This window comes from Psychroflexus halocasei (genome assembly GCF_900107595.1).
GTDB lineage: Bacteria > Bacteroidota > Bacteroidia > Flavobacteriales > Flavobacteriaceae > Psychroflexus > Psychroflexus halocasei.
Map to the genome: position 1 here is coordinate 89,625 of NZ_FNQF01000004.1, position 23,519 is coordinate 113,143.

The 23,519-nt window shown below is 31.9% G+C and carries 21 protein-coding genes; 7 read left to right on the plus strand and 14 right to left on the minus strand.

The window, feature by feature from the left end:
* Positions 1-16: 16 nt before the first annotated feature.
* Entirely contained in the window at positions 17-1,453 is a 1,437-nt protein-coding gene (locus BLV84_RS05920; RefSeq protein WP_093241449.1) for an MBOAT family O-acyltransferase, read from the plus strand.
* A 6-nt stretch (positions 1,454-1,459) separates the two neighbouring features.
* Positions 1,460-2,401, plus strand: a complete 942-nt coding sequence (locus BLV84_RS05925; protein ID WP_093241454.1) for a hypothetical protein — start codon at positions 1,460-1,462, stop codon at positions 2,399-2,401.
* 74 nt (positions 2,402-2,475) lie between these two features.
* Here the strand turns inward: BLV84_RS05925 and BLV84_RS05930 are convergent, their stop codons facing one another.
* On the minus strand, positions 2,476-3,828 hold the full coding sequence (locus BLV84_RS05930) for an NAD-dependent succinate-semialdehyde dehydrogenase (protein WP_093241459.1): 1,353 nt from the start codon (positions 3,826-3,828) through the stop codon (positions 2,476-2,478).
* A gap of 167 nt (positions 3,829-3,995) precedes the next feature.
* Between BLV84_RS05930 and corA the strand changes: the two genes are divergently transcribed.
* On the plus strand, positions 3,996-5,018 hold the full coding sequence (gene corA / locus BLV84_RS05935; RefSeq protein WP_093242249.1) for a magnesium/cobalt transporter CorA: 1,023 nt from the start codon (positions 3,996-3,998) through the stop codon (positions 5,016-5,018).
* Here corA and truA read toward each other — a convergent pair.
* From truA to BLV84_RS05985, 10 genes are all read right to left on the minus strand, one after another.
* On the minus strand, positions 5,015-5,797 hold the full coding sequence (truA, locus tag BLV84_RS05940) for a tRNA pseudouridine(38-40) synthase TruA (RefSeq protein ID WP_093241464.1): 783 nt from the start codon (positions 5,795-5,797) through the stop codon (positions 5,015-5,017). The genes corA and truA overlap by 4 nt on opposite strands.
* Positions 5,798-5,805: 8 nt before the next feature.
* Entirely contained in the window at positions 5,806-6,411 is a 606-nt protein-coding gene (hisIE, locus tag BLV84_RS05945) for a bifunctional phosphoribosyl-AMP cyclohydrolase/phosphoribosyl-ATP diphosphatase HisIE (RefSeq protein ID WP_093241469.1), read from the minus strand.
* Entirely contained in the window at positions 6,408-7,166 is a 759-nt protein-coding gene (gene hisF / locus BLV84_RS05950) for an imidazole glycerol phosphate synthase subunit HisF (protein ID WP_093241474.1), read from the minus strand. Before hisF ends, hisIE begins: the two co-directional genes overlap by 4 nt.
* 2 nt (positions 7,167-7,168) lie before the next feature.
* A complete protein-coding gene (gene hisA / locus BLV84_RS05955; RefSeq protein ID WP_093241479.1) occupies positions 7,169-7,894 on the minus strand; it encodes a 1-(5-phosphoribosyl)-5-[(5-phosphoribosylamino)methylideneamino]imidazole-4-carboxamide isomerase in 726 nt (241 codons plus the stop codon).
* A 2-nt stretch (positions 7,895-7,896) separates the two neighbouring features.
* Positions 7,897-8,490, minus strand: coding sequence for an imidazole glycerol phosphate synthase subunit HisH (gene hisH / locus BLV84_RS05960; RefSeq protein ID WP_093241484.1), 594 nt, complete (start codon positions 8,488-8,490; stop codon positions 7,897-7,899).
* The gene (gene hisB, locus BLV84_RS05965) at positions 8,490-9,623 is read right to left on the minus strand and encodes a bifunctional histidinol-phosphatase/imidazoleglycerol-phosphate dehydratase HisB (RefSeq protein WP_093241490.1); all 1,134 of its coding nucleotides are present in this window, start codon (positions 9,621-9,623) and stop codon (positions 8,490-8,492) included. The genes hisH and hisB overlap by 1 nt, the downstream gene beginning before the upstream one ends.
* A complete protein-coding gene (gene hisC / locus BLV84_RS05970) occupies positions 9,620-10,660 on the minus strand; it encodes a histidinol-phosphate transaminase (RefSeq protein WP_093241494.1) in 1,041 nt (346 codons plus the stop codon). Before hisC ends, hisB begins: the two co-directional genes overlap by 4 nt.
* Complete coding sequence (hisD, locus tag BLV84_RS05975) at positions 10,660-11,952, minus strand: histidinol dehydrogenase (protein WP_093242254.1); 1,293 nt, start codon at positions 11,950-11,952, stop codon at positions 10,660-10,662. Before hisD ends, hisC begins: the two co-directional genes overlap by 1 nt.
* On the minus strand, positions 11,952-12,809 hold the full coding sequence (gene hisG, locus BLV84_RS05980; protein ID WP_093241499.1) for an ATP phosphoribosyltransferase: 858 nt from the start codon (positions 12,807-12,809) through the stop codon (positions 11,952-11,954). Before hisG ends, hisD begins: the two co-directional genes overlap by 1 nt.
* Positions 12,810-13,049: 240 nt before the next feature.
* On the minus strand, positions 13,050-13,661 hold the full coding sequence (locus BLV84_RS05985; protein WP_093241504.1) for a Tll0287-like domain-containing protein: 612 nt from the start codon (positions 13,659-13,661) through the stop codon (positions 13,050-13,052).
* 219 nt (positions 13,662-13,880) lie between these two features.
* Here BLV84_RS05985 and BLV84_RS05990 point away from each other — a divergent pair, with 219 nt between their 5' ends.
* The 3 genes from BLV84_RS05990 (at position 13,881) to BLV84_RS06000 (ending at position 17,140) form a co-directional block, all read left to right on the plus strand.
* Positions 13,881-15,104, plus strand: coding sequence for an outer membrane beta-barrel protein (locus tag BLV84_RS05990; RefSeq protein ID WP_093241509.1), 1,224 nt, complete (start codon positions 13,881-13,883; stop codon positions 15,102-15,104).
* 97 nt (positions 15,105-15,201) lie between these two features.
* On the plus strand, positions 15,202-16,329 hold the full coding sequence (locus BLV84_RS05995; protein ID WP_093241514.1) for a transporter substrate-binding domain-containing protein: 1,128 nt from the start codon (positions 15,202-15,204) through the stop codon (positions 16,327-16,329).
* A 55-nt stretch (positions 16,330-16,384) separates the two neighbouring features.
* Positions 16,385-17,140, plus strand: a complete 756-nt coding sequence (locus BLV84_RS06000; protein WP_093241517.1) for a YoaK family protein — start codon at positions 16,385-16,387, stop codon at positions 17,138-17,140.
* Positions 17,141-17,229: 89 nt separating this feature from the next.
* Here BLV84_RS06000 and BLV84_RS06005 read toward each other — a convergent pair whose 3' ends face one another.
* The gene (locus BLV84_RS06005) at positions 17,230-18,390 is read right to left on the minus strand and encodes a baeRF7 domain-containing protein (RefSeq protein WP_093241521.1); all 1,161 of its coding nucleotides are present in this window, start codon (positions 18,388-18,390) and stop codon (positions 17,230-17,232) included.
* A 193-nt stretch (positions 18,391-18,583) separates the two neighbouring features.
* Here BLV84_RS06005 and BLV84_RS06010 point away from each other — a divergent pair, with 193 nt between their 5' ends.
* Positions 18,584-20,572, plus strand: coding sequence for an aconitate hydratase (locus BLV84_RS06010; protein WP_093241524.1), 1,989 nt, complete (start codon positions 18,584-18,586; stop codon positions 20,570-20,572).
* An 88-nt stretch (positions 20,573-20,660) separates the two neighbouring features.
* Here BLV84_RS06010 and BLV84_RS06015 read toward each other — a convergent pair whose 3' ends face one another.
* Both BLV84_RS06015 and BLV84_RS06020 read right to left on the minus strand, forming a co-directional pair.
* A complete protein-coding gene (locus tag BLV84_RS06015; protein ID WP_093241528.1) occupies positions 20,661-21,479 on the minus strand; it encodes a prohibitin family protein in 819 nt (272 codons plus the stop codon).
* Between the two features lie 30 nt (positions 21,480-21,509).
* Positions 21,510-23,519, minus strand: coding sequence for a hypothetical protein (locus BLV84_RS06020; RefSeq protein ID WP_093241530.1), 2,010 nt, complete (start codon positions 23,517-23,519; stop codon positions 21,510-21,512).

The window sequence follows — 23,519 nt, forward strand, 5'->3', positions numbered from 1 at the left end:
TTACATATCGTAAAATATGCTATTTAACTCCATTGACTTTGCCATATTTTTACCAATAGTCTTTGCTCTTTATTGGTTTGTAACTCAAAAGCATCTCAAGCTTCAAAACTTATTAATTGTTGCTGCTAGTTATCTTTTTTATGGTTGGTGGGATTGGCGTTTCCTGTCCTTAATCGCCTTTAGTACAATTGTTGATTATACTATTGGTGTTACTCTTTCAAAACAAAAAAACCATTCAAAAAGAAAATTACTTTTATGGATCAGTATTCTCGTCAATTTAGGTTTTCTTGGATTTTTTAAATATTATAATTTTTTTCTTGAAAACTTCATTTCTGCTTTTTCATTTTTTGGAACAGAAATCAATGCGAACTCACTCAACATTATTCTGCCTGTTGGTATTAGCTTTTACACCTTTCAAACTTTAAGCTACACCATTGATATTTACAGGAAAAAACTTGAGCCCACAAAAGATATTGTTGCTTTCTCGGCCTTTGTCAGCTTTTTTCCACAGTTAGTTGCGGGGCCTATTGAAAGAGCGACAAACCTGCTTCCTCAGTTTTACAAAAAACGACAATTTATTTACGCAAACGCTATTGATGGTATGCGCCAAATACTTTGGGGAATGTTTAAAAAGGTTGTAATTGCGGATAATTGTGCACGTTATGCGAATGATATTTTTAATCACTCTGATGATTATTCCGGGAGTACACTCGTTCTTGGTGCTATTTTTTTTACATTTCAGATTTACGGAGATTTTTCAGGTTACTCAGATATCGCCATAGGAACTTCTCGCCTATTTGGATTTAATTTAAAACAAAACTTCGCCTTTCCATATTTTTCAAGAGATATCGCTGAGTTTTGGAGACGTTGGCATATTTCGCTTTCAACTTGGTTTAGAGATTATCTTTATATTCCTTTAGGCGGTAGTCGCGGCGGCACTTCAATGAAGATTCGTAACATATTTATCATCTTTGTTGTGAGTGGTTTCTGGCACGGCGCCAATTGGACATTTATTGTTTGGGGAGCTTTAAATGCAGTTTATTTTCTGCCACTTTTATTGACCAAAAGCAATAGAAATAATCTCGAAATTGTAGCTTACAATAGAAGCTTACCGAAATTAAGTGAGTTTTTATCAATATTACTCACGTTTAGTTTGACTGTCATCGCATGGATATTTTTTAGAGCAGAAAACATTAGTCATGCATTTTCTATTATTTCAGAAATATTTTCAAACTCAATATTTAGCTCACTTGAAGTTTTACCAATAAAAATCATTATTTTGATCTCTTTTATGTTGATTATTGAGTGGTTTGGCCGTAAAAATAAGCATGCATTATCAAATGCTTTACAATTAAAAAAGCGCTACATGAGGTGGAGTTTATATATCTTTATCTGTATATTAATCTTTGTTTTTAAAGGTCATTTACAAGAATTCATCTATTTTCAGTTTTAATCAGTTATGAAAAGATTTATTAAATCCATATTATACTTCATACCTATACTCGGAATTGCTGTTGTCGCCTTAATTTGTATAACAACTTTTATCGATTATAAAAATGCTGATTTTAGTTTTAAAAGTCACCCGAAATACATTATTACTGGTCACTCTCAACCAGAATCTGCTTATAATGATACTATAATTTCAGATTTCAAAAATATTTCATTTACAGCTGAATCCTACTTTTATAATTTTATTAAAATCAAAAAGGTTTTAGAGGATAATAACTCAATAGAAGTTGTGTTCATAGAGTTCACAAATAATCAAATCAATAAAGAAAAAGATCAATGGATTTGGGGTAAAGATTATATGCTCAGAGGCTTTGAAAAATACGCCAGCTTTATGAGTTTTGATGAAAAATTAATGTTGATTAAGAAAAATCCAGTTAATTTTATAAATGCATTGTCTCTATCTGAAAACAATAAAATAACTAGAATTTTAAGTCACAATCATAATTATGAAAAGGCTTTAGGAGGCTTCAGGTATTTGAAACGTTATGAATTAGACTCTCTCATTAAAGTGACTCCTGATGTAAAGTATTTAAGCACTGAAGAAATTGAAGTTTCAGAAAAGAACTTATCTTATTTAGATGATATGATTGAATTCTGTCAAGCTAAAAACAAAAGAGTTATTTTTGTTAGAAGTCCGATTCATGAAAAATATCCTGAATTAAAAAATGATGAAAAGTTTCTTGAAATTTTAAACACACGTTATGCCGACATTGAGTTTTTAGACTTTTTAAAATTTCCCTTATCAACTTCAGAACGCGGTGATTTTCATCATATCAACCATAAAGGTGCAAAAGTTTATTCTGAATGGTTTGCAAATTTATTAAAGGATGGACTATTAGATAAAGAGAATAAACAAGAGTTTATAAACAATAGAATCAAAAGATTTAAATAATTGATTTTAAATTATTTAAAAAAATCCACCTCAAGCTTAAGTCTAAGTAGCTTAAAGTGGATAAATTTCAATAATTACTTGATATAAACCGTTTTTTTATTGATAAATTCCATGATACCATCGTCTGAAAGTTCACGGCCATAACCTGAAGTTTTAGTTCCGCCAAACGGAATTCTCGGATCACTTTTTACAAGTTCGTTGATAAAAACTGCACCATCTTCCAGGTTTACAATCACATCTTCAGCTGCTTTTATATCAGATGAAAATAATGAAACACCAAGACCAAAATTTGATTGATTGACTAAATCAATAGCTTCTTTTTCGTCTTTAAAAGTTGTTACAGCGAGAAGTGGTCCAAAAGTTTCTTCTTCAAAAACTGGCATTCCTGGTTTAACATCATCCAAAATTGTTGGTTCGAAATAAGCTTGATCTCGCTTCCCACCTATTCTGATTTTTGCACCTTGATCAACAGATTTTTGCATTTGCTTTTCGAGTTCTTCTGCTAAATCTTCTCTTGCCATGACGCTGATAAAAGTATTTTCATCATTAGGATCACCTGATTTTAAATCTTTTACTTTGGTAATGAGTTTATCAACAAATTCTTCATGTAAACTTTCATGAATTAATAATCTTTTCCCTGCAATACAGCTTTGTCCTGTATTCTGAAATCTTGCCTGAACGCAAGTTTCTAAAGTTTGATCAATATTTGCATCTTTAAAAACGACTAAAGCATTACTTCCGCCGAGTTCTAAAACAGATTTTTTAATGTGCTTTGCTGCTTCACTTGCCACTGCTTTTCCTGCTTTTTCACTACCTGTTAAAGTAACAGCCTTTACCTTAGGATGCTGTATCACTTTATTGACTTGATCACTTTTAATGGGTAGATTGATAAAAACATCTTTCGGAAAACCTGCTTTTTCAACAAGTTCTTGTATTTTTTTTGCAGAAAGCATCACATTACTCGCATGTTTGAGAAGTCCGACATTTCCAGCCATTAATTGTGGAGCCAAAAACCTGAAGACTTGCCAATAAGGATAATTCCATGGCATTACTGCGAGCACAACGCCTATTGGTTCGTAACTGACGTAAGATTTTTGAGCGTCTGTTTCTATTATTTTATCAGCTAATTGAGATTCAGCATTTTCTGTATAATATTCACAAACCCAAGCACATTTTTCAATTTCTGAAATCGCCTGAGATAAAGGTTTCCCCATTTCTTGAGTGATGGTTTTAGCAAGCTTCTTTTTATCGGACTCTAATGTTTCAGCTAAGTTTAGCATCAATTTCTGACGTTCAGAAAATTTAGTTTTTTTCCAACTTTTAAAGGCTTGATCTGCATCTTCAATAGATTGATTAATTTCCTTTTCGTTGAGTTCTTCAATGTTATAAAGTTCTTCTTGTGTGTAAGGATTATTACTTTTTATCATTTTTTATTTTAAATTTAAAGGTTTGAAAAGAGAAAGCTTTTTAATTTGCACAAACTTTAAGAAATAATGTTTATCAAAAACTAAGTCATTTGAAAAGAAAAACTAAATCACGTCTCCATCCTTTATCGTCGTTAAAACTAAAATCAAAAAAACAGTTCAAAAACGAAATGCCTGGTCAAATTACTTATGTGGGCGATCGATCACAAGAAAATACTGAAATCGACGTCGTAAGTTATGATACAGAAAATTACAATAGGTCTAAAAACATCAGCATTGACGAAACTTTTAAAATGGTGAAAGATCATCCAGATCAAGTACATTGGATTACTTATACTGGTTTAACTGATGTTGATCAACTTCAAAAAATCGGTCAACTTTTCTCTGTACATCCATTAGTTTTGGAAGATATTGCAAATACAAAACAAAGGCCTAGATATGATGAGTTTTCAGAATATATTTTTCTCACTTTAAAAATGATTTATGCTTCAGATAAATTCATTAAAGAACATTATGCATTAATTTTAGGTGAAAATTTCGTTATTTCCTTTCAAGAAAACAAAGAAGATGATATTCTTGATTTTTTACATAAACGTATAGAAACTAAGAAAGGTCGTATTCGAAACTCTGATTCTGATTATCTTTTTTACGCTATTACAGATGCCATTATTGATAATTATTACAATATTTCTGAAGCAATTGAACAAAAGACAGAGCAACTTGAAGATAAAATTTTGAGTGCTCCAGATCATGCTTCTCCTGAGGAAATACAAGTTTTAAAAAGACAAATATTGAGTGTCAGAAAATCTGTTGCACCAACTAAAGAGATCATCAATAGATTACATCTTTCAAAACATCAATTATTTAGTTCAAAAACAAAAAGGTTTTTAGCCGATTTATACGATCATATTCTTCAAGTCAATGAAAATATTGGTATTTATAGAGAGATTGTTTGGGGCTTGATGGATATGTATATGAGTAGCATCAGCAATAAAATGAATGAGGTGATGAAAGTTCTCACCATCATGTCAACCATATTTATTCCTTTAACTTTTATCGTTGGGGTTTATGGTATGAACTTCCAAAACATGCCTGAACTTGGCTATCACAACGCATATTATTATGTGTTAGGCGTTATGTTTATTATTTCTGTTTTATTAATTATTTACTTTAAGAAAAAAAATTGGTTTTAATCTAAATCAACTTTGTGCAAAATCAAACCTGATGCTGGTGCAACATGTGTTAATTTGATTCGATTTTTGCCATCTATATATTTGATAAACTCTTCTAAGCAAATTTTATGTTGTCCTAAATCAAGTAAGGCGCCCATCATTAAACGGATTTGTTGACGTTTAAAACCTTTGCCAATCACTTTTAAATAATAAGATTTTTCAGGAAAGAAATTTGCCTGAATCACGTCATTTTCTAGAATTTCACAGCTTAAAATATGCCCATCAAAATTCGTTGTTGGTGTTGGTCTAAATGTAAATGAATAAAAATCATGTTCTCCCTCAAAGTATTTAGCAGCTATTTGCATCAATTCAAGATCTAGATTTTCTCTGACGTTCAACATAAACGGGGCTGCGAAAGGATGCATTTTTTGACCGTAACAGAAATAATAATGGTATTCTTTTAATTTCGCATGTTGTATGATATTAAATTTAGCATCAGTTTCTTGAATTTGTAAAGCACGAATATCCTGAGGTAAATTCTCATTTAAATACGGTAAAAAAGCTTCTAAATCTAAAGCTTCATCATACATAAAAAGCTCAATAAATGTTTGATTTACAGAAACTTTCGCATCAGTTCTTCCTGCTGCCATCACTTTAAATTTCTGACCTTCCAAAACGTAATTTAATGTTTTGTCTAACATTTTTTCAACAGTAATCACATCAGGCTGTTTTTGCCAACCATGATAACGAAAACCCAAATATTGTAACTTAATGATGTAATAAAATCGTTTCCTTTTCATGTTTGCAATTAAGCCTTTTTACGGGATTTAAGCAAGTTCACAACATCATTAAGTTCATAGCCTTTTGCATTTAATAATATCAAATAATGAAAAAGTAAATCAGCAGATTCATTTAAAAATAAATCATCATTATCGTCCTTAGCTTCAATCACAACTTCTACGGCCTCCTCTCCTACTTTTTGTGCTATTTTATTGATGCCGCTATGAAAAAGAGATTTGACATAGGAATCTGTATTTTCTGAATTTCTTCTATTAGAAATAGTTTCTTCAAGATCAGTTATAAATCCAAATTCTTGCTTGTTTGCATTTCCCCAACAAGTGTCAGTTCCTTTGTGGCAAACTGGTCCAGAAGGATTTACATTCATTAAAATAGCGTCCTGATCGCAATCAATTTGATGATTTATATATGCTAAAAAGTTACCACTTTCTTCACCTTTTGTCCATAATCTTTGTTTTGAACGGCTATAAAAAGTAACTTTTTTTGAGGTTAATGTTTCCTGAAATGCTTCATTATTCATATAACCTAACATCAAAACATTTTTAGTATTAGAATCTTGAATTATCGCCGGCAACAAGCCATCTTTGTTTTTAGAAAAATTGGGTTTTTTAATCATTGTAATCGCATTAAAATATTATTATTAAGAAGGTATTTTTTGAGATCGATGATATCAATTTCTTTGTAATGAAAAACACTTGCTGCAAGCGCGGCATCAGCTTTTCCAATATTAAAAGTCTCTTTAAAATGTGACATTTTTCCTGCACCACCTGATGCGATGATGGGTATCGATAATTCATCAGATAACTTTGCCAAAGCCTCGTTTGCAAAACCGTTTTTTGTCCCATCGTGATCCATAGATGTAAAAAGTATTTCACCTGCACCTAAACTTTCAACTTTTTTAGCCCATTCAAATAAATCTGCATCTGTACTTTTCTGACCGCCAACCAAATGCACTTTCCATTCACCTTCAATTACTCGAGCATCAATAGCAACAACGCAACATTGTGAACCATAACGTTTTGAAATAGCTGTAATTAACTCTGGATTTAAGTAAGCTGATGTGTTGATTGAAACTTTATCAGCGCCTGACTTGAGCAAAACATCAACATCTTCTATTGAATTAATTCCGCCGCCAACTGTAAAAGGAATATTAATGCGTGAAGCAATTTGTTTAACTAAACTTGCAAGAGTTTTACGCTTTTCTTCAGTTGCGGATATGTCAAGAAAAACAAGTTCATCTGCGCCATTTTTTGCATAAAATTCAGCTAATTCTAGAGGATCGCCAGCGTCTTTGATATCAACAAAATTGACGCCTTTCACTGTTCTGCCATTTTTAATATCCAAACAAGGGATTATTCTTTTTGTTAGCATCTTTAATTATTTAAAATGAAATTTTCTAAATCTTTTAAACTGATTTTATTTTCATAAATCGCTTTTCCGATAATCACAGCTTCACAGCCTATTTGCATGACATTTTCTAAGTCAGAAAGTTGAGAAACACCGCCAGAAGCAATGACTTTTAGCTCTGGATTAATGTCAAGTATTTGCTTGTAAAGTTGTAATGAAGGGCCTTGTAACATTCCATCTTTTGAAATATCTGTTGAAATAACATATTTAATCCCTTCTTCGGAAAAGTTTTTAATAAAATTCTCAATTTCAATATCAGAAGTTTCTGTCCAGCCTGAAGTTGCTATTTTTCCTTTTATGACATCAGCTCCTAAAATGATTTTATTTGAGCCATATTTATCTAGCCATTCCAAAAACAAATCTTGATTATTGACAGCAATACTCCCACCTGTAATTTGCTTTGCACCAGAATTAAAAGCTATTTCAAGATCTTCATTTGTTTTTAAACCGCCACCAAAATCAATATTGAGGTTAGTTTTTGTGGCAATACGTTCTAGAACTTTATAATTGATAATCTTCTGAGCTTTCGCGCCATCTAAATCGACAAGATGTAAATTCTCTATGCCATGATCTTCAAAAGCCATGGCGATTTCAAGTGGATCTTCACTATATATTTTTTTGGTTGAATAATCACCTTTCGTCAATCTGACACATTTTCCTTCGATAATATCTATTGCTGGGATAAGACGCATAATTAATTTTTTAAATTCATAAAATTGAGTAATAATTGTTCACCTTGTACTGAACTTTTCTCTGGATGAAATTGTACTCCACAAAAGTTGTTTTTCTGAAAAGCAACACAATAATTCACACCATAATCAGATGAGGCTATAGAATTTTCATTTTGCTCTACATAGTATGAATGAACTAAATACATAAATGATTTTTCTGAAATATTTTGAAACAAGTCTGTCCTTAAATCAGCAATTTGATTCCAGCCAACTTGCGGAATTTTAAGATTTTTGGATGAAAACTTAACAACATCAAGATCAAAAATCCCTAGTCCGTTCGTGTTTCCTTCCTCTGAAAAACGACACATGAGTTGCATGCCTAAACAGATTCCTAAAACTGGCTGTTTTAAATTTTTGATCACTTTATCCAAGCCTTTTGCCTCTAAAGTTTTCATTGCTGAATCAGCTGCACCAACACCAGGAAAAATAACACGATCAGCAGATTGAATTTCAGAAATATCATCTGTTAAGATTGATGAATATCCTAATCTCAATATTGCAAATTCTAAACTTTTCACATTACCAACACCGTAATCTATTATTACTGTTTTGAGCATTAGAGTTTTCCTTTTGTTGTTGGTAAAATCATTTTTGAAGTATCTCTTTTTACAGCCATTTTGATCGCTTTTGCGAAAGCTTTAAAAATCGCCTCTATTTTGTGATGCTCATTGATGCCTTCAGCCTTAATATTCAAGTTAGCTTGTGCTCCATCAGAAAAAGATTTGAAGAAATGCATAAACATTTCTGTTGGCATTTTACCAATCATTTCTCTTTTAAAATCGGCTTGCCATTCCAACCAATTTCTTCCGCCAAAATCAATAGCAACTTGAGCTAAAGCATCGTCCATAGGCAAGCAAAATCCATATCTCTCAATCCCTAACTTATCAGCTAAAGCTTCTTTAAAAGCTTCACCTAAAGCAATTGCTGTATCTTCAATCGTATGATGTTCATCAACCTCCAAGTCACCTTCAACCGATAGTTGAATATCAATTTGGCCGTGTTTTGCGATTTGATCTAACATGTGATCAAAGAAAGAAATCCCTGTTGAAATTTCAGATTCACCTGTTCCATCCAAATTAATCATCAACTCAATATTGGTTTCTTTCGTTTTTCTATTAATTTTTGCATGACGTTGGCCATATTTAAGAAATTCGTAAATTTCATCCCAAGAATTTGTTTTGAGGTCGATAGTTTCTTGAAGATCTTGAATTTCGTTTTTGACTTCTTTTTCACCTAAATTTTGACCATCATAAATATAAATTGCTTTTGAGTTTAAGTTTTGAGCTAATTTCATATCAGTCATCCTATCACCTATTACATAAGAGTTTTCGAGATCATAATCACCTTCAATATATGTTTTTAGCAAACCGGTTTCAGGTTTTCTGTTGGGTGATTTTTCTTTTGCAAAACTTTTATCAATCAGAATCTCTTTGAATATAACATCTTCATTTTCAAAGATTTTCAACATCAAATTATGAACAGGCCAAAAAGTATTTTCAGGAAAAGCTTTTGTGCCTAATCCATCTTGATTTGTAAGCATAATCAACTCATAATCAAGTTCAGCTTCTATTTTTCGAAGTGCTGAAATGACTTGAGGTAAAAATTCAAGCTTAGCGTAATCGTCAATCTGTTGATCTTTTGGCTCTTTTATTAAAGTGCCATCTCTATCTATAATCAGTAATTTTTTCATCGGTCAATTTCTTTTAAAACGTAAATTAATTTTTGATTTTCTTGTGGATTTCCAACACTGATGCGCAAACAATTTTCACACATTTCTACATTGGTTCTGTTACGAACGACAATACCAAAATTCAATAATTCTTGATAGCGTTTATTGGCATCGTCAACTTTGACTAAGATAAAATTAGCATCGCTAGGATAAACTTTTTCAACATAATTTAAAGATTCTAAAACCTTAAATAAAACTGACCTTTCAGACTTTATAATCTCTATCTGGGATTTCATTTTGTCAATATTTTTAAGAAATTGAATCGCTTTTTGTTGCGTTAAAGTATTAACATTATACGGTAATTTAATTTTATTGATCGCTTTACAAATAGCTTGAGAAGCATAGCAAACGCCAAGTCTGATTCCTGCAAGACCAGCCGCTTTTGAAAATGTTTGTGTGATGATTAAATTTTCATAATGTGCTAACTCGTTGATGAAAGAACTGTTTGCAGAAAAATCTATATAAGCTTCATCAATCACAACAATTCCTTTAAAATCATCTAGTACTTTCTTGATTGAAGCCACTTGAAGCAAGGCTCCACTTGGATTATTAGGTGAACACAGTATAATCATTTTTGTATTTTTTGACACTTCATTTAAAAGTGCTTTGACATCAAGTTGGAATTTTGAGTTTAAACGGCATGTTTTGTAAGTCACATTATTAATTTGAGCCAGAACTTCATACATTCCGTAACTTGGAGAAAGACTTAAAATTTCATCTTTTTGAGGTTCACAAAAAACACGAATAATCATATCTAAAATTTCATCACTTCCATTCCCTAAAACAATATTTTCATGACTGATCATTTTGAGATCAGCTAATTTCTTTTTTAAACTTTTTTGATAAGGATCAGGATACCGATTATATTCGGTATCAAAAGGATTTTCATTTGCATCCATAAACTGAAAATCATCTTTTTTATCTGAAAATTCATCTCGCGCCGAACTGTATTTTTTTAGATTTAAAACAGATGGACGTATTAATTTATTGATATTCATTAGATTAATTTTAGGGCATTTAAACGTAAGCGCATCGCATTTTTGTGAGCAGTTAAACCTTCCACTTCAGCCATCACTTCAACAGTTTCACCAATTGATTTAACGCCATTTTCGTCAAGTTTTTGGTAAGTCAATGTTTTCATAAAAGCGTCTAAATTAACGCCGCTATATTGTTTCGCAAAAGCATTCGTAGGCAGTGTGTGATTAGTCCCAGAAGCATAATCACCAGCGCTTTCGGGTGTCAAATTACCAAGAAAAACAGAGCCAGCATTTATCACTTTCTCTGAGAACTCATCAGCTTGATCTGTTGCAATAATCAAATGCTCTGGTGCATAAAAATTAATAAGTTCAAAAGCAGAATCTAGATTTTTCATCAAAATAAATTTAGAATTTGCTATCGCTTTTCTTGCAATTTCTTTTCTGGGAAGTGAATTTATTTGAAGATTTAGTTCAGCTTTTACCTGATTGATTGTCTCTAAATTATCAGCAACAAGAATCACTTGCGAATCTTCACCATGTTCCGCCTGACTTAATAAATCCGCAGCAACAAACTCAGGCACACAAGTTTGATCAGCATAAACTAATAGTTCTGAGGGTCCCGCTGGCATATCGATTGCAACATCATAAGTTGTTGCGATTTGCTTGGCTATTGTCACATATTGGTTGCCAGGGCCAAAGATTTTATAAACTTTAGGAATACTTTCTGTTCCAAATGTCATTCCTGCAATAGCTTGAATACCTCCAACTTTGAAAATCTGAGTCACGCCACAGAGTTGTGCTGTATATAAAATAGCAGGATCAATTTCACCATCTTTAGAAGGTGGTGTACACAAAACAATATCTTCACAACCCGCAATTTGGGCTGGAATCGCTAACATGAGAACAGTTGAAAACAATGGCGCACTTCCACCAGGAATGTAAAGTCCAACTTTTTGAATTGCTTTCTTTTTCTGCCAGCAAAAAACTCCTTTTTTAGTTTCTACAATTGGTAAATCTGGTTGTAATTGCGCTTTATGAAATTTATAAATGGCTTCATAAGCATTTTGTATTGCAGATTTTAAGTCTTCAGAAACATTTTTTTCTGATGCTTTAATTTCTTCTTGTAAAACAGTAAAAGGTTGATTATCAAACTTATCAAAAATTTTTGCATATTTTAAAATTGCTTTGTCACCATTATTCAAAACATCTTTAAAAATTTGTTTAGCCTGATTTTCTAAATCCTGAAAAGATTGGGTAGGTCTTTTTAAAATTGATAGCCAATCTGATGAAATTGGATTTTTTATTGTGCTGATCATAATATCATTTTGTCTATAGAGTTTATAAGAATACTTTCTGCGCCTGCAGTTTTGAGCTCGTCAATGATTTCCCAAAACTGATCTTGATGAATCACAGTATGTACTGAACTCCAATTTTTATCAGCTAAAGGCATAATTGTGGGACTTTTCATACCTGGAAGGATTTTAATAATGTCGTCCAACTTATTATTAGGTGCATTTAATAAGACATATTTTGAATTTTCAGCTCTTAAGACAGAAGAAATTCTGAAGCTCAATTGATCTAATAAAGATTGTTTTTCTTTATTTAATTGTGGTGAGCTCACTAAAACTGCTTCGCTTTCAAGAATGGTTTCAACTTCCTTTAAATTATTTTTAAACAAAGTACTTCCGCTAGAAACAATATCACAAATGGCTTGCGAAAGGCCAATATTTGGTGCTATTTCAACAGAACCATTAATTAAATGAATATCGGCCTTAATGTTTTTTTGATTTAAAAATCTTTTTAAGGTGTTTGGATAAGATGTGGCAATTTCTTTTCCATCTAAATCTTTGATATTTTGATAATCCATAGTCTTTGGAACCGCGATAGAAACACGACATTTCGAAAAACCAAGTTTCTGGACAATTGGTAAATCCTCTCCTTTTTCAATGCAAAGGTTTTCGCCGATAATAGCTAAATCAACAACGCCATCTCTTAAATATTTAGGGATATCTCCATTTCTGAGATAGAATATTTCAAGGGGAAAGTTTGAGGCTTTAGCTTTGAGTTGACCTTTACCATTATTGATCGAAATTCCGCAATCTTTAAGAATTTTAAGTGATTCACCATGCAGTCGACCCGATTTTTGAATTGCAATTTTAAGTGTATTCATTTTTATAATTTTTAAATAAAAAAGCCCGTTTAAACAATTTTGCTTAAACGGGCTTCAATAGCTGATTATCTTTAATTTACATCAAAACAGGTATTGATCGCGCTTAAGCGATGTCAATAAATGATGATGTAAATGTATGTTTCTCATAGTGATGCAAACATAAATATTGTATTTACTTCTCGCAATTAATTTTATAAAATTATGAGAAATTTAAAATATATTCAAGATTATTTTCTTGGTTTATTTGTCAAAATATATTCTCCAAATCCCTCTCACTTCGTTCTCTTGATAACCAATAGCTTTGTCTGCAGGATAAAGCTCAAGGACTTTATCGTAATCTGATTTAGAAATATCCTTACCAACTTCTCCGTGACATTTTAAACACATTGAGTTAGTAACTAAAGGAAAATAAAAAGCAACTTGAGATTCTTGCTCATCAATAATAGGTTCAGGTTTTTCGCCTTTCGCAATCACTTCAGAAAACTCTTTAATAATATCTATTTCTTTTTCTGATGCTGCGTTAGCTGAATTACGATTTTTATTGGAAACTCTTTTAATATCAGCATTATATTTCCTTGACATAGAGTCGGTTATCGGCATCGCTTGAACATTACAAAATTCTAACGCATGAATAGGCCCGTCCTCTTTCATTTTGGTCATTAAATTTTTACCAAGCTCTGCTTTGGTTCCTATCGCATATTCTAAACCTATGCTTTTGTAATCTTTCTGCTCTTTGTTTTCAACTTGAACAGACTCATCTTTCTTTTGATCTGTTTGATCTTGAGATTTATTGTTCTGGCAGCTCGATAAAGTTAAAGCTAAAACGAAAATTGAGATTAATATTTTTTTCATGAAAATTATTTTATCAAAAATAATTAAGAAAATGATACTGGTTTGTAACTCTTGTTACTTATAAAGTTAATTTACAGAACAAAAAATGATGCTTTATAAATTCAAAAAAATAAAAACCATATCCATTGACAAATATTTAATAAATTTTAATATTTTCGGCTTTTCATCAACAACTCACTGATTTTTAAAAAAATCAAAACAAATTCATATTTACTTTCTATGAAAAAGCAATTACTCTCTCTTTTACTCTTTATTATTGGCCTCAATTCGTATGCTCAAATCACCTTTGAAGAAGGTTACTTTATTAATAATTCAGGACAGAAAATAACTTGTCTTATCAAAAATGTTGATTGGAAAAATACACCGACACAAATTGAGTATAAACTTCAAGAAAACGACGAAGCACAACTCAAATCAATAGAGACGCTTAATGAGTTTGGAATAAATGGGATTTCTAAATACATCAAAGCCAAGGTTGAAATTGATAGATCTAGTAAAAATATCAATCGCTTAAGTCAAAACAGAAATCCGATTTTCAGCGAGGAGAATTTATTTTTAAAAGTACTTGTTGAAGGCCAAGCAAATTTATATGAATATAATGATGGTAATTTATTACGTTATTTTTACAGTTTAAAAGATTCAGAAATCAAACAGTTAATTTATAAAAAATATAAAACTGTTAATGGAGATGTTAGCGAAAACAACAGATACAGACAACAACTGTGGAGTGACTTATCTTGTGATGGTTTTGACCAACAAAAACTTGAATATATCAATTACAGCAAAAGAGATTTGGTTAAGCAATTCACTAAATTTAATGATTGTGTTGAGAGTGATTACATAAATTTTAATGCAAAAGACAAAAGAGATTTCTTTCATTTAACCATTAAGCCACGCCTTAATATCTCTTCTTTAACATTTGGCAATTCTCTGTCAGACATTGACCCTATTGAGTTTGATGATGAAACTGGCTTTGGAATTGGCATTGACTTGGAGTTTGTCTTACCTTTTAATAAAAATAAATGGGCGATTACATTAGAGCCTGCTTACCAGAGTTTCAAATCTGAATCATCTTCACCGACTGACAACATAGTGGGTGGCGAACGCGTTGCCATTGTCGATTATAGTTCTATTGAAATTCCGATTGGATTGAGACATTATTTTTACATTAATAAAAAATCAGCTATATATCTAAATGCAGCTTACGTCATGGATTTTAGCATGAGTTCGTCAGTAGAGTTCACAAGAAAAGATGGTTCTAATTTAAATACAATAGAGGTTAAAAAAGGGAATAATATCGCTTTTGGAGCTGGTTATCAATACAACAAAAAGTTTAGTTTAGAATTCAGATATCAAACGAATAGGGATATTTTAGATAGTTATGAATATTGGTCTTCAGATTACAGCAGCATGTCATTCATATTAGGATATCAGCTATTTTAATTTTTTATGGAAGCTACTTTTTAAACTTTAGTAAAAAATGATATCCTTTCAATAAATTTATAGCTTATTTTGTACTTTATAAAAGCATAAATTTACAATGATAATGATCTCATCTCGTTTTCTTATTGATAAAAACAAGATCTTTTTATTTTTAATATTCGTACTCACCACATTTAACTTTGTTCATGCTCAAGAAAATAAAGTTGATACTTTAAAGACGAAAATTCTTAAAATTGGTGTTGCTGGCAATGAACCTTTTGTCTTTACAACTGATGGTGATGTTTCTGGTGGTATCGCTATTGAGATATGGGAAGATATTGCTTTAGAAGAAAATTGGGATTATGAATACCAAATATTTGATAGCGCTGATAAAGCTCTGAGAAAACTTGGCAGAAATGATTTAGATATTGTTGTCGGTCCTTTAAGCATTACGTCTAATCGCTTAGAAAGAATGCAGTTCTCTCAACCTTTCTACAATTCAAGTTTAGCTATTGTTTCTCGCGAAGATGATTTTAGTTTATGGAATGCTATTAAACCGCTTTTTAGCATTAAGCTAATATTAGCTGTTGCTGTTTTTCTTTTTATTCTTGCTATTGTAGGAACACTTCTATGGCTGGCTGAACGAAATAAATCTCCTGATCAATTCCCGCATGATCCAATTAACGGAATTGCAACAGGCATGTGGCTTGCCATTGTCACCATGAGTACAACGGGCTATGGAGACAAAGCTCCGATTACAGTTTCTGGACGCATAATTGCTGGTGCTTGGATGGTTATTTCCATTATTTCTGCAACTTCTATGGTAGCTGGTATTGCCAGTACTTTAACTTTGTCATCTTTAGGGACGACAACAATCACAAATATTGAACAACTTTCTGATCGAAAGGCAGCTACAGTTCAAGGGTCGCCATCTGAAAATTTTCTTCGTGAAAACAAGGTTAAAGTCAGTAATGTTGCTAGCCTTGATGATGCATTTGATCAATTAAAAAGTAATGATGTGGATGCAGTTGTTTACGATAGACCACAATTGCTTTATCATCTAAAAAATGAAACTGAAAATCAATTACACTTGGCCAAAGCTGAATATTACAAACAGGGTTATGGTTTTGCCTTTCCGAAAAATGATAACAGATTTATTTATAGAGTCAATCGCGCTTTATTGGAGCATGCCGAAAAACAAGAAACTGTGCGCATTATTGATTATTACTTAGATAAAGATGAGTAAATTTTATATTTCTATCTTATAATTTAAATTAAAGACATATTGATATTGCAAACTTATGTTTAAGCATCAAGGAAAGAGTAGAACATATAGACACAACCTTAAAATTGCAAGTATACTTTCTTTAGTTGCAGGAATTGTTAATGTCACTGGCTTTTTAGCTATTTTACAGTTAACGACTCATGTCACGGGGCATTTTGCATTAATGATGTACGATGTCCATAATTTTGAATTTGAAAAAGCAGCTGTATTTTTATTTTATATCAATTCATTTTTGTTAGGTTCATTTACCTCTGGCCTCTTAATTCAATTTTTTAAAGAAAACAAGAGACTTAATGTTTATGTGATCCCTATTATGATTGAAGCACTTATCTTAATTGGAGTTGCCATGGTAGGTGATTTCTTAAAGATCGACTATCCAGATGTAATTGCATGTGTTCTATTGTTTTCAATGGGTTTACAAAACTCATATGTTACAAAAATTTCAGATGCAATTGTCAGAACAACACATTTAACTGGTTTGTTTACTGATCTTGGAATTGAACTCTCACAATTATTTTTTCCAAAATCACATCCTCATATTTCAGAAATAAGATCAAGGATTAAAATGAGAATTTATATCATTACTTTTTTCTTTATTGGAGGAGTTATAGGAAACATTTTTTACTCCAATTTTGAATTGAAATTGAAAACCTTAAGCATTGCAGCAGCTATATTAATCGTCAGTTTATTTTATGATGATATGTTGTTTAAAATTAGAAAAGCACGTCGAAAAATCAAGAAGTTTAGAAAAAAAGCTTTGCGATCTATCTAAACTAAACGAGTCTACAGTTTTTATAATAAAAAATCACCTGCTGAATAACACAACAGATGATTTAATTTTTTATTTAAAGTCAGGTTTTTTTAACTAAACCTATACAATGCATTTACTTTAGAGCTTGTATCTGGCATTTGCGCTTTTGGAGTTAAGAAAACGTGGCCACCTTGTGACAAAACTTCCTTTGCAGCCCAATTCATCAAAGAATAATTATCAGCTTGTTGCTTGTCGTGCAAGATAGTTTTCATGTTATTTTTGTTGTAGTGTCCCCAAATATCGTTTTGGTTCTCTAAAAATAATGTATCAACCTTCCCTTGCTGAATTGCAGGAAGAATATCTGTAATTGACGTACCTGTTTTCTCAGTTTTGTTATGTTTATTGAAAGCTTCAGCTTTATCATTTCTCTTTTTTCTTAATAATGGCTCAATGAGTCTCAAAGCTTTTTCATGTAAATCAAATAAATCTCCCTCAGAAGGATTTCCTGGCAAAACTTCTTCATAGAGGTTATTATAATTATTGGCATCTTTATAAAGTGGAAATAGATAATCTTGAGTTGCCACAATAAGAGGTGCTTTATCTCCAGTCAAAACGCTTTCTAAGCCTTTGTCTATCGCTCTAAAATATCTTGTTATTTCATCCTTTCTTTCATCACCGCCTCCACCACCGTGGCCATGGAAAATTGTTTTTTCTCCACCTGAATTCTGTGATCTAAAGCTCAAATGCTTCTCTTTATAATCAAAACCAACACGTTCTTCAAGTCTTGATGGGATTAAATCTTCAACTTCAACCTCTCCAATTGTATATCGTGTTGCTTCATATAAAGTAACCTCTTGCAATTGAAGAGCGAGTATATAGAACCGTTCATCATCATTTAGCATTGGAACCAGTGGCTTGATATAGAATTCATTTGAAACATAGTGATAAGCTTCAAAATTAACTGGAAGTGTAAATATTTTAAAGAAATTTTCTGAGGCAAAAACTGCTAATCCATCACTTTGATGTCGCCAAAAATTTGTGTCATCAATCAATTTCTGAATAGGGTCACTTATTTTACTAATCACATCTTTTGAAGCTTTCTGATTGACTAAGCCTTTCTCAACTTCCTTCAATTGAGATTTTAGATGAAGTTTATTTTTTTCATTTAAGACATTTTGACCAGCACGTTCTGTGGGTATAAAAATAGAAACACATGGCTCACCATGAATACTCAGCAGATTTTTAATATCACTTTTGTTTAACAAACTCATAATTTCAATTTTTAAAGTTAATACCTTGAAGATAAAAGCTTTTAATGTAGAACTAAAATTCTTTAGCAATGCTTTAACGATAATCACATAATTGTTGCTTCATATTTTATGAGTTATTAGATAGATACATTTTAATTTATTGTTAAACAAGGCACATATTCGCCATGTTACTAATAAATTGAAAGTAAAAAACATGAAACAACTTAACGTTACACAGAAACTCATCAAAGAACATTTAATTGAAGGTGAAATGGTTCCTGGTCAAGAAATTGGGATAAAAATAGATCAGGCATTATTGCAAGACGCAACAGGAACATTGGTTCAATTAGAACTGGAAGCCATGGGTTTAGAAAAAGCTCAAACTGAAGTCGCCGTGCAATATGTTGATCATAATCTTTTACAAACCGATTACAAAAATGCTGATGATCATCTTTTCTTACTATCAGCAGCTCAAAAATTTGGTTTATGGTACAGCCGCCCAGGAAATGGTGTAAGTCATCCCGTACACATGGAAAGATTTGGCAAGCCTGGCAAAACGATGGTTGGTTCTGACAGCCACACACCAGCTGCAGGATCTTTAGGAATGCTAGCAATAGGAACTGGTGGTCTTGATGTTGCTGCTGCGATTGCTGGGCAACCTTACTATGTTAAAATGCCTGAGGTTTGGGGTGTTAAACTCACAGGTAAATTGCCAGATTGGGTTAGTGCAAAAGACGTTATTTTAGAAATGTTACGTCGCCATGACGTTAAAGGTGGTGTTGATAAAATTATTGAATACTATGGTGATGGACTTCAACATCTCAGCGCAATGGACAGACATGTTATTGCCAATATGGGAGCTGAGCTTGGTGCAACGACAACAGTTTTCCCGAGTGACCATGAAACTAAAAGATTTTTAAAATCACAAAAAAGAGAAGATGATTGGAAGGAATTAAAAGCAGATGATGATGCAAAATATGATCTTCACGAAGAAATAATTCTTGATGATTTAGTTCCTTTAATCGCGTTGCCTACAAGCCCAGGAAACGTTGTTCCTGTTAGTGAAGTCGCAGGCAAAGAAATCAGTCAAGTTGTTATTGGTTCATCTGCCAATCCAGGTTTAAGAGATTTCTGGATTGCAAGTGCAATTGTTGAAGATAAAGCAGTACATAACGATGTTTCATTTGATGTTAATCCTACTTCAAGACAAATCATACAAAATATGATTGATAACAAAGCTTTCGGAAACCTCATAAAAGCTGGGGCTCGCTTTCATCAATCAGGTTGTATGGGTTGTATTGGTATGGGTCAAGCACCTGCTTCTGGTACGATAAGCTTAAGAACGATGCCTAGAAACTTCCCTGACAGGTCTGGAACTAAAGACGATCAAGTTCATCTTTGTAGTCCTGAAACTGCAGCTGCGTCAGCTTTAACAGGTAAAATTACAGACCCTAGAGATTTAGAAGATTTATATGGAATGACATATCCGAAATTTAAATATCCCGAATTTCATATTATAAAGGACGACATGTTGGTTGCTCCTCCTGAAGATGGTTCGGACATTAAGTTAGAAAAAGGACCAAACATTAGTTCATTACCACATATCGATCCTTTAAAAGATGCTTGTCAAGTTCCTGTTTTACTTAAAATGGGAGATAATATTTCTACCGATGAAATTTTAAAAGCTGGTGCTGATGTCCTTCCATTTAGAAGTAACCTCCCTGAAATAAGCAAGTTCTCATACACAGTGATCGATGATACTTTTTATGATCGCGCCATGAAAACGAAAGAAAGTCATGGTGGTCATGTCGTTGTTGCAAAAGATAATTACGCACAAGGATCAAGCCGTGAGCATGCAGCTTTAGCTCCTAAATATCTTGGCCAAGTTGCTGTTATTGCAAATAGTTATGCCAGAATTGCTTGGCAAAATTTAATCAATTTTGGTATTCTTCCACTTGAATTTTTAAATGTAGAAGATTACGATAAAATCGATCAAGGTGACGAAATCATTTTGAAGAATTTACGTGAAAACGTTGAAAACAGAAATACAATTGAAGTCACTCTTAAAAAATCTGATGGATCTAAAGTCAGATTCCCAACGAAACACAGTTTAAGCGACAGACAGATTCATATCCTGGTGAAAGGTGGAATTATCAATGATTTTAAAGAAAGAATTGAAGAAAATGATTTAGGTGAATCTTAATTTAAAATAATTCAGTTTAGTTAAAACAAAAAAATGGCTTTAGAAATTAAACTCTAAAGCCATTTTAGTTTGATTTTGAAACCTTAAATTAATTGTTACCACCAAGAATTAATGGCATTCCATCATCTCCTGATCCAATAACAATCACTTTACTATTTGTAGATGTTGATAATTCAATAGTCGCTTGAATTCCTTTTTCTCTCAAAATTTTATCTGTCAATGAAGCACTCAAAATTTCGTTTGCACGTGCTTTACCTTCAGCTTCAATACGCTGTCTTTCTTTTTCTTTTTCAGCTTTTTCTAGACGGTATTGATACTCTAAAGACTCTTGCTCTTGCTTCAGTTTACGCTCAATCGCTTGCTTAATTGTTGGCGGTAAAGAAACGTCTCTTACTAAGATACGGTTAACTTGAACAAACTGATCTTTCAACATTTGCTCAGACTCAACGTACATTTCTTCTTGAATTGATTCTCTTTTTTGTGCATATAATTCTTCAGGCTTATAGCGTCCAACAACAGTTCTAGTTGCAGAACGAACCGCTGGGAGAATTAAACGTCTCAAGTAATCTTCACCTCTTTCTTTGTGTAATAAACCTAAACGATCATAATCTGGCTCATACCAAATAGTCACATCAAGTTTGATGTCAAGACCATTTGATGATAAAACAACCATTTTCTCATCGATAGATTGCTGTCTTACTTCATAAACAAAAACATCATTCCAGGGTGCAACTAAGTGAAAACCCTCTCCTAAAGCTGGTTCGTCAGTCACAACTCCGCCTCCAAAACGTTTAAATAAAACGCCAGCTTCACCTGAGTTGATGTTAACTGTTGAATTTGAAATAAAAATAATGACAATAATAATCGCAATAACAATGGGAATGATTGACTTGGGTAATTTTTCCATACGTGGATTTTTAAAATTTAGTTTTGATTTTTAGATTAATCCGAGATATTTTCGGAAGAACCATTCTATTGATAATAAAAAGACTAATATAATTAATAAATACTTAATTTCAATTAAGCTAACGGATTTTGTCTGCTGACTTTCCACATTATAAAATTGATCTGAATTTAATAAAGTTTGTATCAATTTTTCATGCTTATCAACAGGATAAAGATGAGCTTCATCAAATGCATTTTTCAATGAATTGATATCTGCATTTTTTGAAGTTTTTTCAGGATTATAAGCTAATATTTGAAAACGAATTTCTTTTGAAAAACTACCAACAGTCAAATTAGCTTGATACTCTCCAGGTGCTAGTTGTGAAATATTCGATGTGTATTCTTGATTCTTAAGCAGCATTTGGCTTGTAAAAACTTCATCTGTTTCACTGTTTTTAATTTGTAATTCTAAATCAGCATTAGAATCAAATTTAAAGTTTGCATCATAATATTTTGCTTTGATTTCATTTTCTAAACCTTGATTATAAAAGCTTTCACTCGTAAGTGATAAGCGCTCTTTAGGTTCATTTGATGCTAAAAATTGAATATGCTGATTGATAAATGTATTGAATTTCTCAAAATCTGAATTATTCCGATATGATTTTGCCTTCCACTTCCAAATGTTTTCAGCACCAAAAACACTGCGCTTATACTCCCCTTTTTGAATAACAAAAAACAATGGAGAATCTGTTATAGTATTTTGAATTTTACTCATTAAAATATTTTCAGATTGGTCTGTCACTTGAAGATTGCTAAAGTCCGATTTTAAGGGTGGGAAACTTTCAAAATTTAAATCTTCAAATTGATACAAAGAAAAATCTGAATTAAGTTTGCCAAAATAATCTTCATCAACACCAGAAGCAGATTTTCTAAAGCCTAAATCTAAAGAGTTTATCAAACTATAGTCTGTTGATGTACCTAAAAACAACATAAAATTAGATTCATTTTGAATTACTTTCTTGAAAAGTGAATTTGCTCCAGCTTGAGGTTGATAAAAAATAAACAAATTAACATCTTCGAGCGAAGAAATTTCAGATGTTGATTTAATTTGAACTTCATTTTGTTCATTAGACTCAATTGAGGATTTTAAGGCTCCGATATCAGGGTGAATAAAATCAGAAACAATCACGATTTTGTAACGATTATCAATGACATCAATTCCAAACAGTCTTTGGTTATTTGATATATTATTTTCCTCAGATAGGCTTTCTATTTCAACTTTATAGCTTTGACTTCCAACTTGATTAGCATTTACATAAAAGGTATGAGAAAGAGCTGAATTGACTTTAAACTCTAAAACTTTAGATTTAATTCTCTTATCATTTTGATAGAGAATCAGTTTTTTGCTAACGGATTGATCTCCTTTATAATTGACAAAAACTTCAATCGGAAAATTGTTGTTCAAAAAGGCAAATTGATTAACATTCAACATTTCGATTGATAAATCAGGATGTTGTACAGTATCACCCACAACCAAAGCGAAATTTTGTTTAGAATTAGATTTTTTTAATTGATAAGCATAATTAACACCAACAGTTTGACGACCATCTGAGAGTAAAACAAAAGCTGTATTTTCTTGATCATCTGATTGATAAAAATCAATAACACTCGAGATATCTGTTTGTTGTCCTGTAAAAGTTAAACGATCTAGAATATCAACTTCCTGGCTAAATTTGATCATATTCAAATCAAATTTATCATTGAGTTCTTTATGATTTTCAAAATTATTTAAAGCTGATTTCACCTGAGTTGTATCACCTAAATGAGCAATAGACTGCGAATCGTCAATCGCTAAAAGCAACTGAGGTTTTTCTGTAAAAACACTTTTATTTTCAGCCGTGAGATCAATTATGATAAGACCTATAATAAAAAAAGACAAAAACCTAAAGATGGCAAGCATCCATTTGTTTTTGTCTTTTAAATATTTTTGATATAAAAAATAGCTTAGACCAACAGATAGTATGAAGTTAATAACAATCAATAAAATCGTTTGGCCAGACAT

Coding starts and splice junctions, on each gene's coding strand:
- BLV84_RS05920 (WP_093241449.1), top strand. CDS start 17: ATGCTATTTAACTCCATTGACTTTGCCATATTTTTACCAATAGTCTTT.
- BLV84_RS05925 (WP_093241454.1), top strand. CDS start 1,460: ATGAAAAGATTTATTAAATCCATATTATACTTCATACCTATACTCGGA.
- BLV84_RS05930 (WP_093241459.1), bottom strand. CDS start 3,828: ATGATAAAAAGTAATAATCCTTACACACAAGAAGAACTTTATAACATT.
- corA (WP_093242249.1), top strand. CDS start 3,996: ATGCCTGGTCAAATTACTTATGTGGGCGATCGATCACAAGAAAATACT.
- truA (WP_093241464.1), bottom strand. CDS start 5,797: ATGAAAAGGAAACGATTTTATTACATCATTAAGTTACAATATTTGGGT.
- hisIE (WP_093241469.1), bottom strand. CDS start 6,411: ATGATTAAAAAACCCAATTTTTCTAAAAACAAAGATGGCTTGTTGCCG.
- hisF (WP_093241474.1), bottom strand. CDS start 7,166: ATGCTAACAAAAAGAATAATCCCTTGTTTGGATATTAAAAATGGCAGA.
- hisA (WP_093241479.1), bottom strand. CDS start 7,894: ATGCGTCTTATCCCAGCAATAGATATTATCGAAGGAAAATGTGTCAGA.
- hisH (WP_093241484.1), bottom strand. CDS start 8,490: ATGCTCAAAACAGTAATAATAGATTACGGTGTTGGTAATGTGAAAAGT.
- hisB (WP_093241490.1), bottom strand. CDS start 9,623: ATGAAAAAATTACTGATTATAGATAGAGATGGCACTTTAATAAAAGAG.
- hisC (WP_093241494.1), bottom strand. CDS start 10,660: ATGAATATCAATAAATTAATACGTCCATCTGTTTTAAATCTAAAAAAA.
- hisG (WP_093241499.1), bottom strand. CDS start 12,809: ATGAATACACTTAAAATTGCAATTCAAAAATCGGGTCGACTGCATGGT.
- BLV84_RS05985 (WP_093241504.1), bottom strand. CDS start 13,661: ATGAAAAAAATATTAATCTCAATTTTCGTTTTAGCTTTAACTTTATCG.
- BLV84_RS05990 (WP_093241509.1), top strand. CDS start 13,881: ATGAAAAAGCAATTACTCTCTCTTTTACTCTTTATTATTGGCCTCAAT.
- BLV84_RS05995 (WP_093241514.1), top strand. CDS start 15,202: ATGATAATGATCTCATCTCGTTTTCTTATTGATAAAAACAAGATCTTT.
- BLV84_RS06000 (WP_093241517.1), top strand. CDS start 16,385: ATGTTTAAGCATCAAGGAAAGAGTAGAACATATAGACACAACCTTAAA.
- BLV84_RS06005 (WP_093241521.1), bottom strand. CDS start 18,390: ATGAGTTTGTTAAACAAAAGTGATATTAAAAATCTGCTGAGTATTCAT.
- BLV84_RS06010 (WP_093241524.1), top strand. CDS start 18,584: ATGAAACAACTTAACGTTACACAGAAACTCATCAAAGAACATTTAATT.
- BLV84_RS06015 (WP_093241528.1), bottom strand. CDS start 21,479: ATGGAAAAATTACCCAAGTCAATCATTCCCATTGTTATTGCGATTATT.
- BLV84_RS06020 (WP_093241530.1), bottom strand. CDS start 23,519: ATGTCTGGCCAAACGATTTTATTGATTGTTATTAACTTCATACTATCT.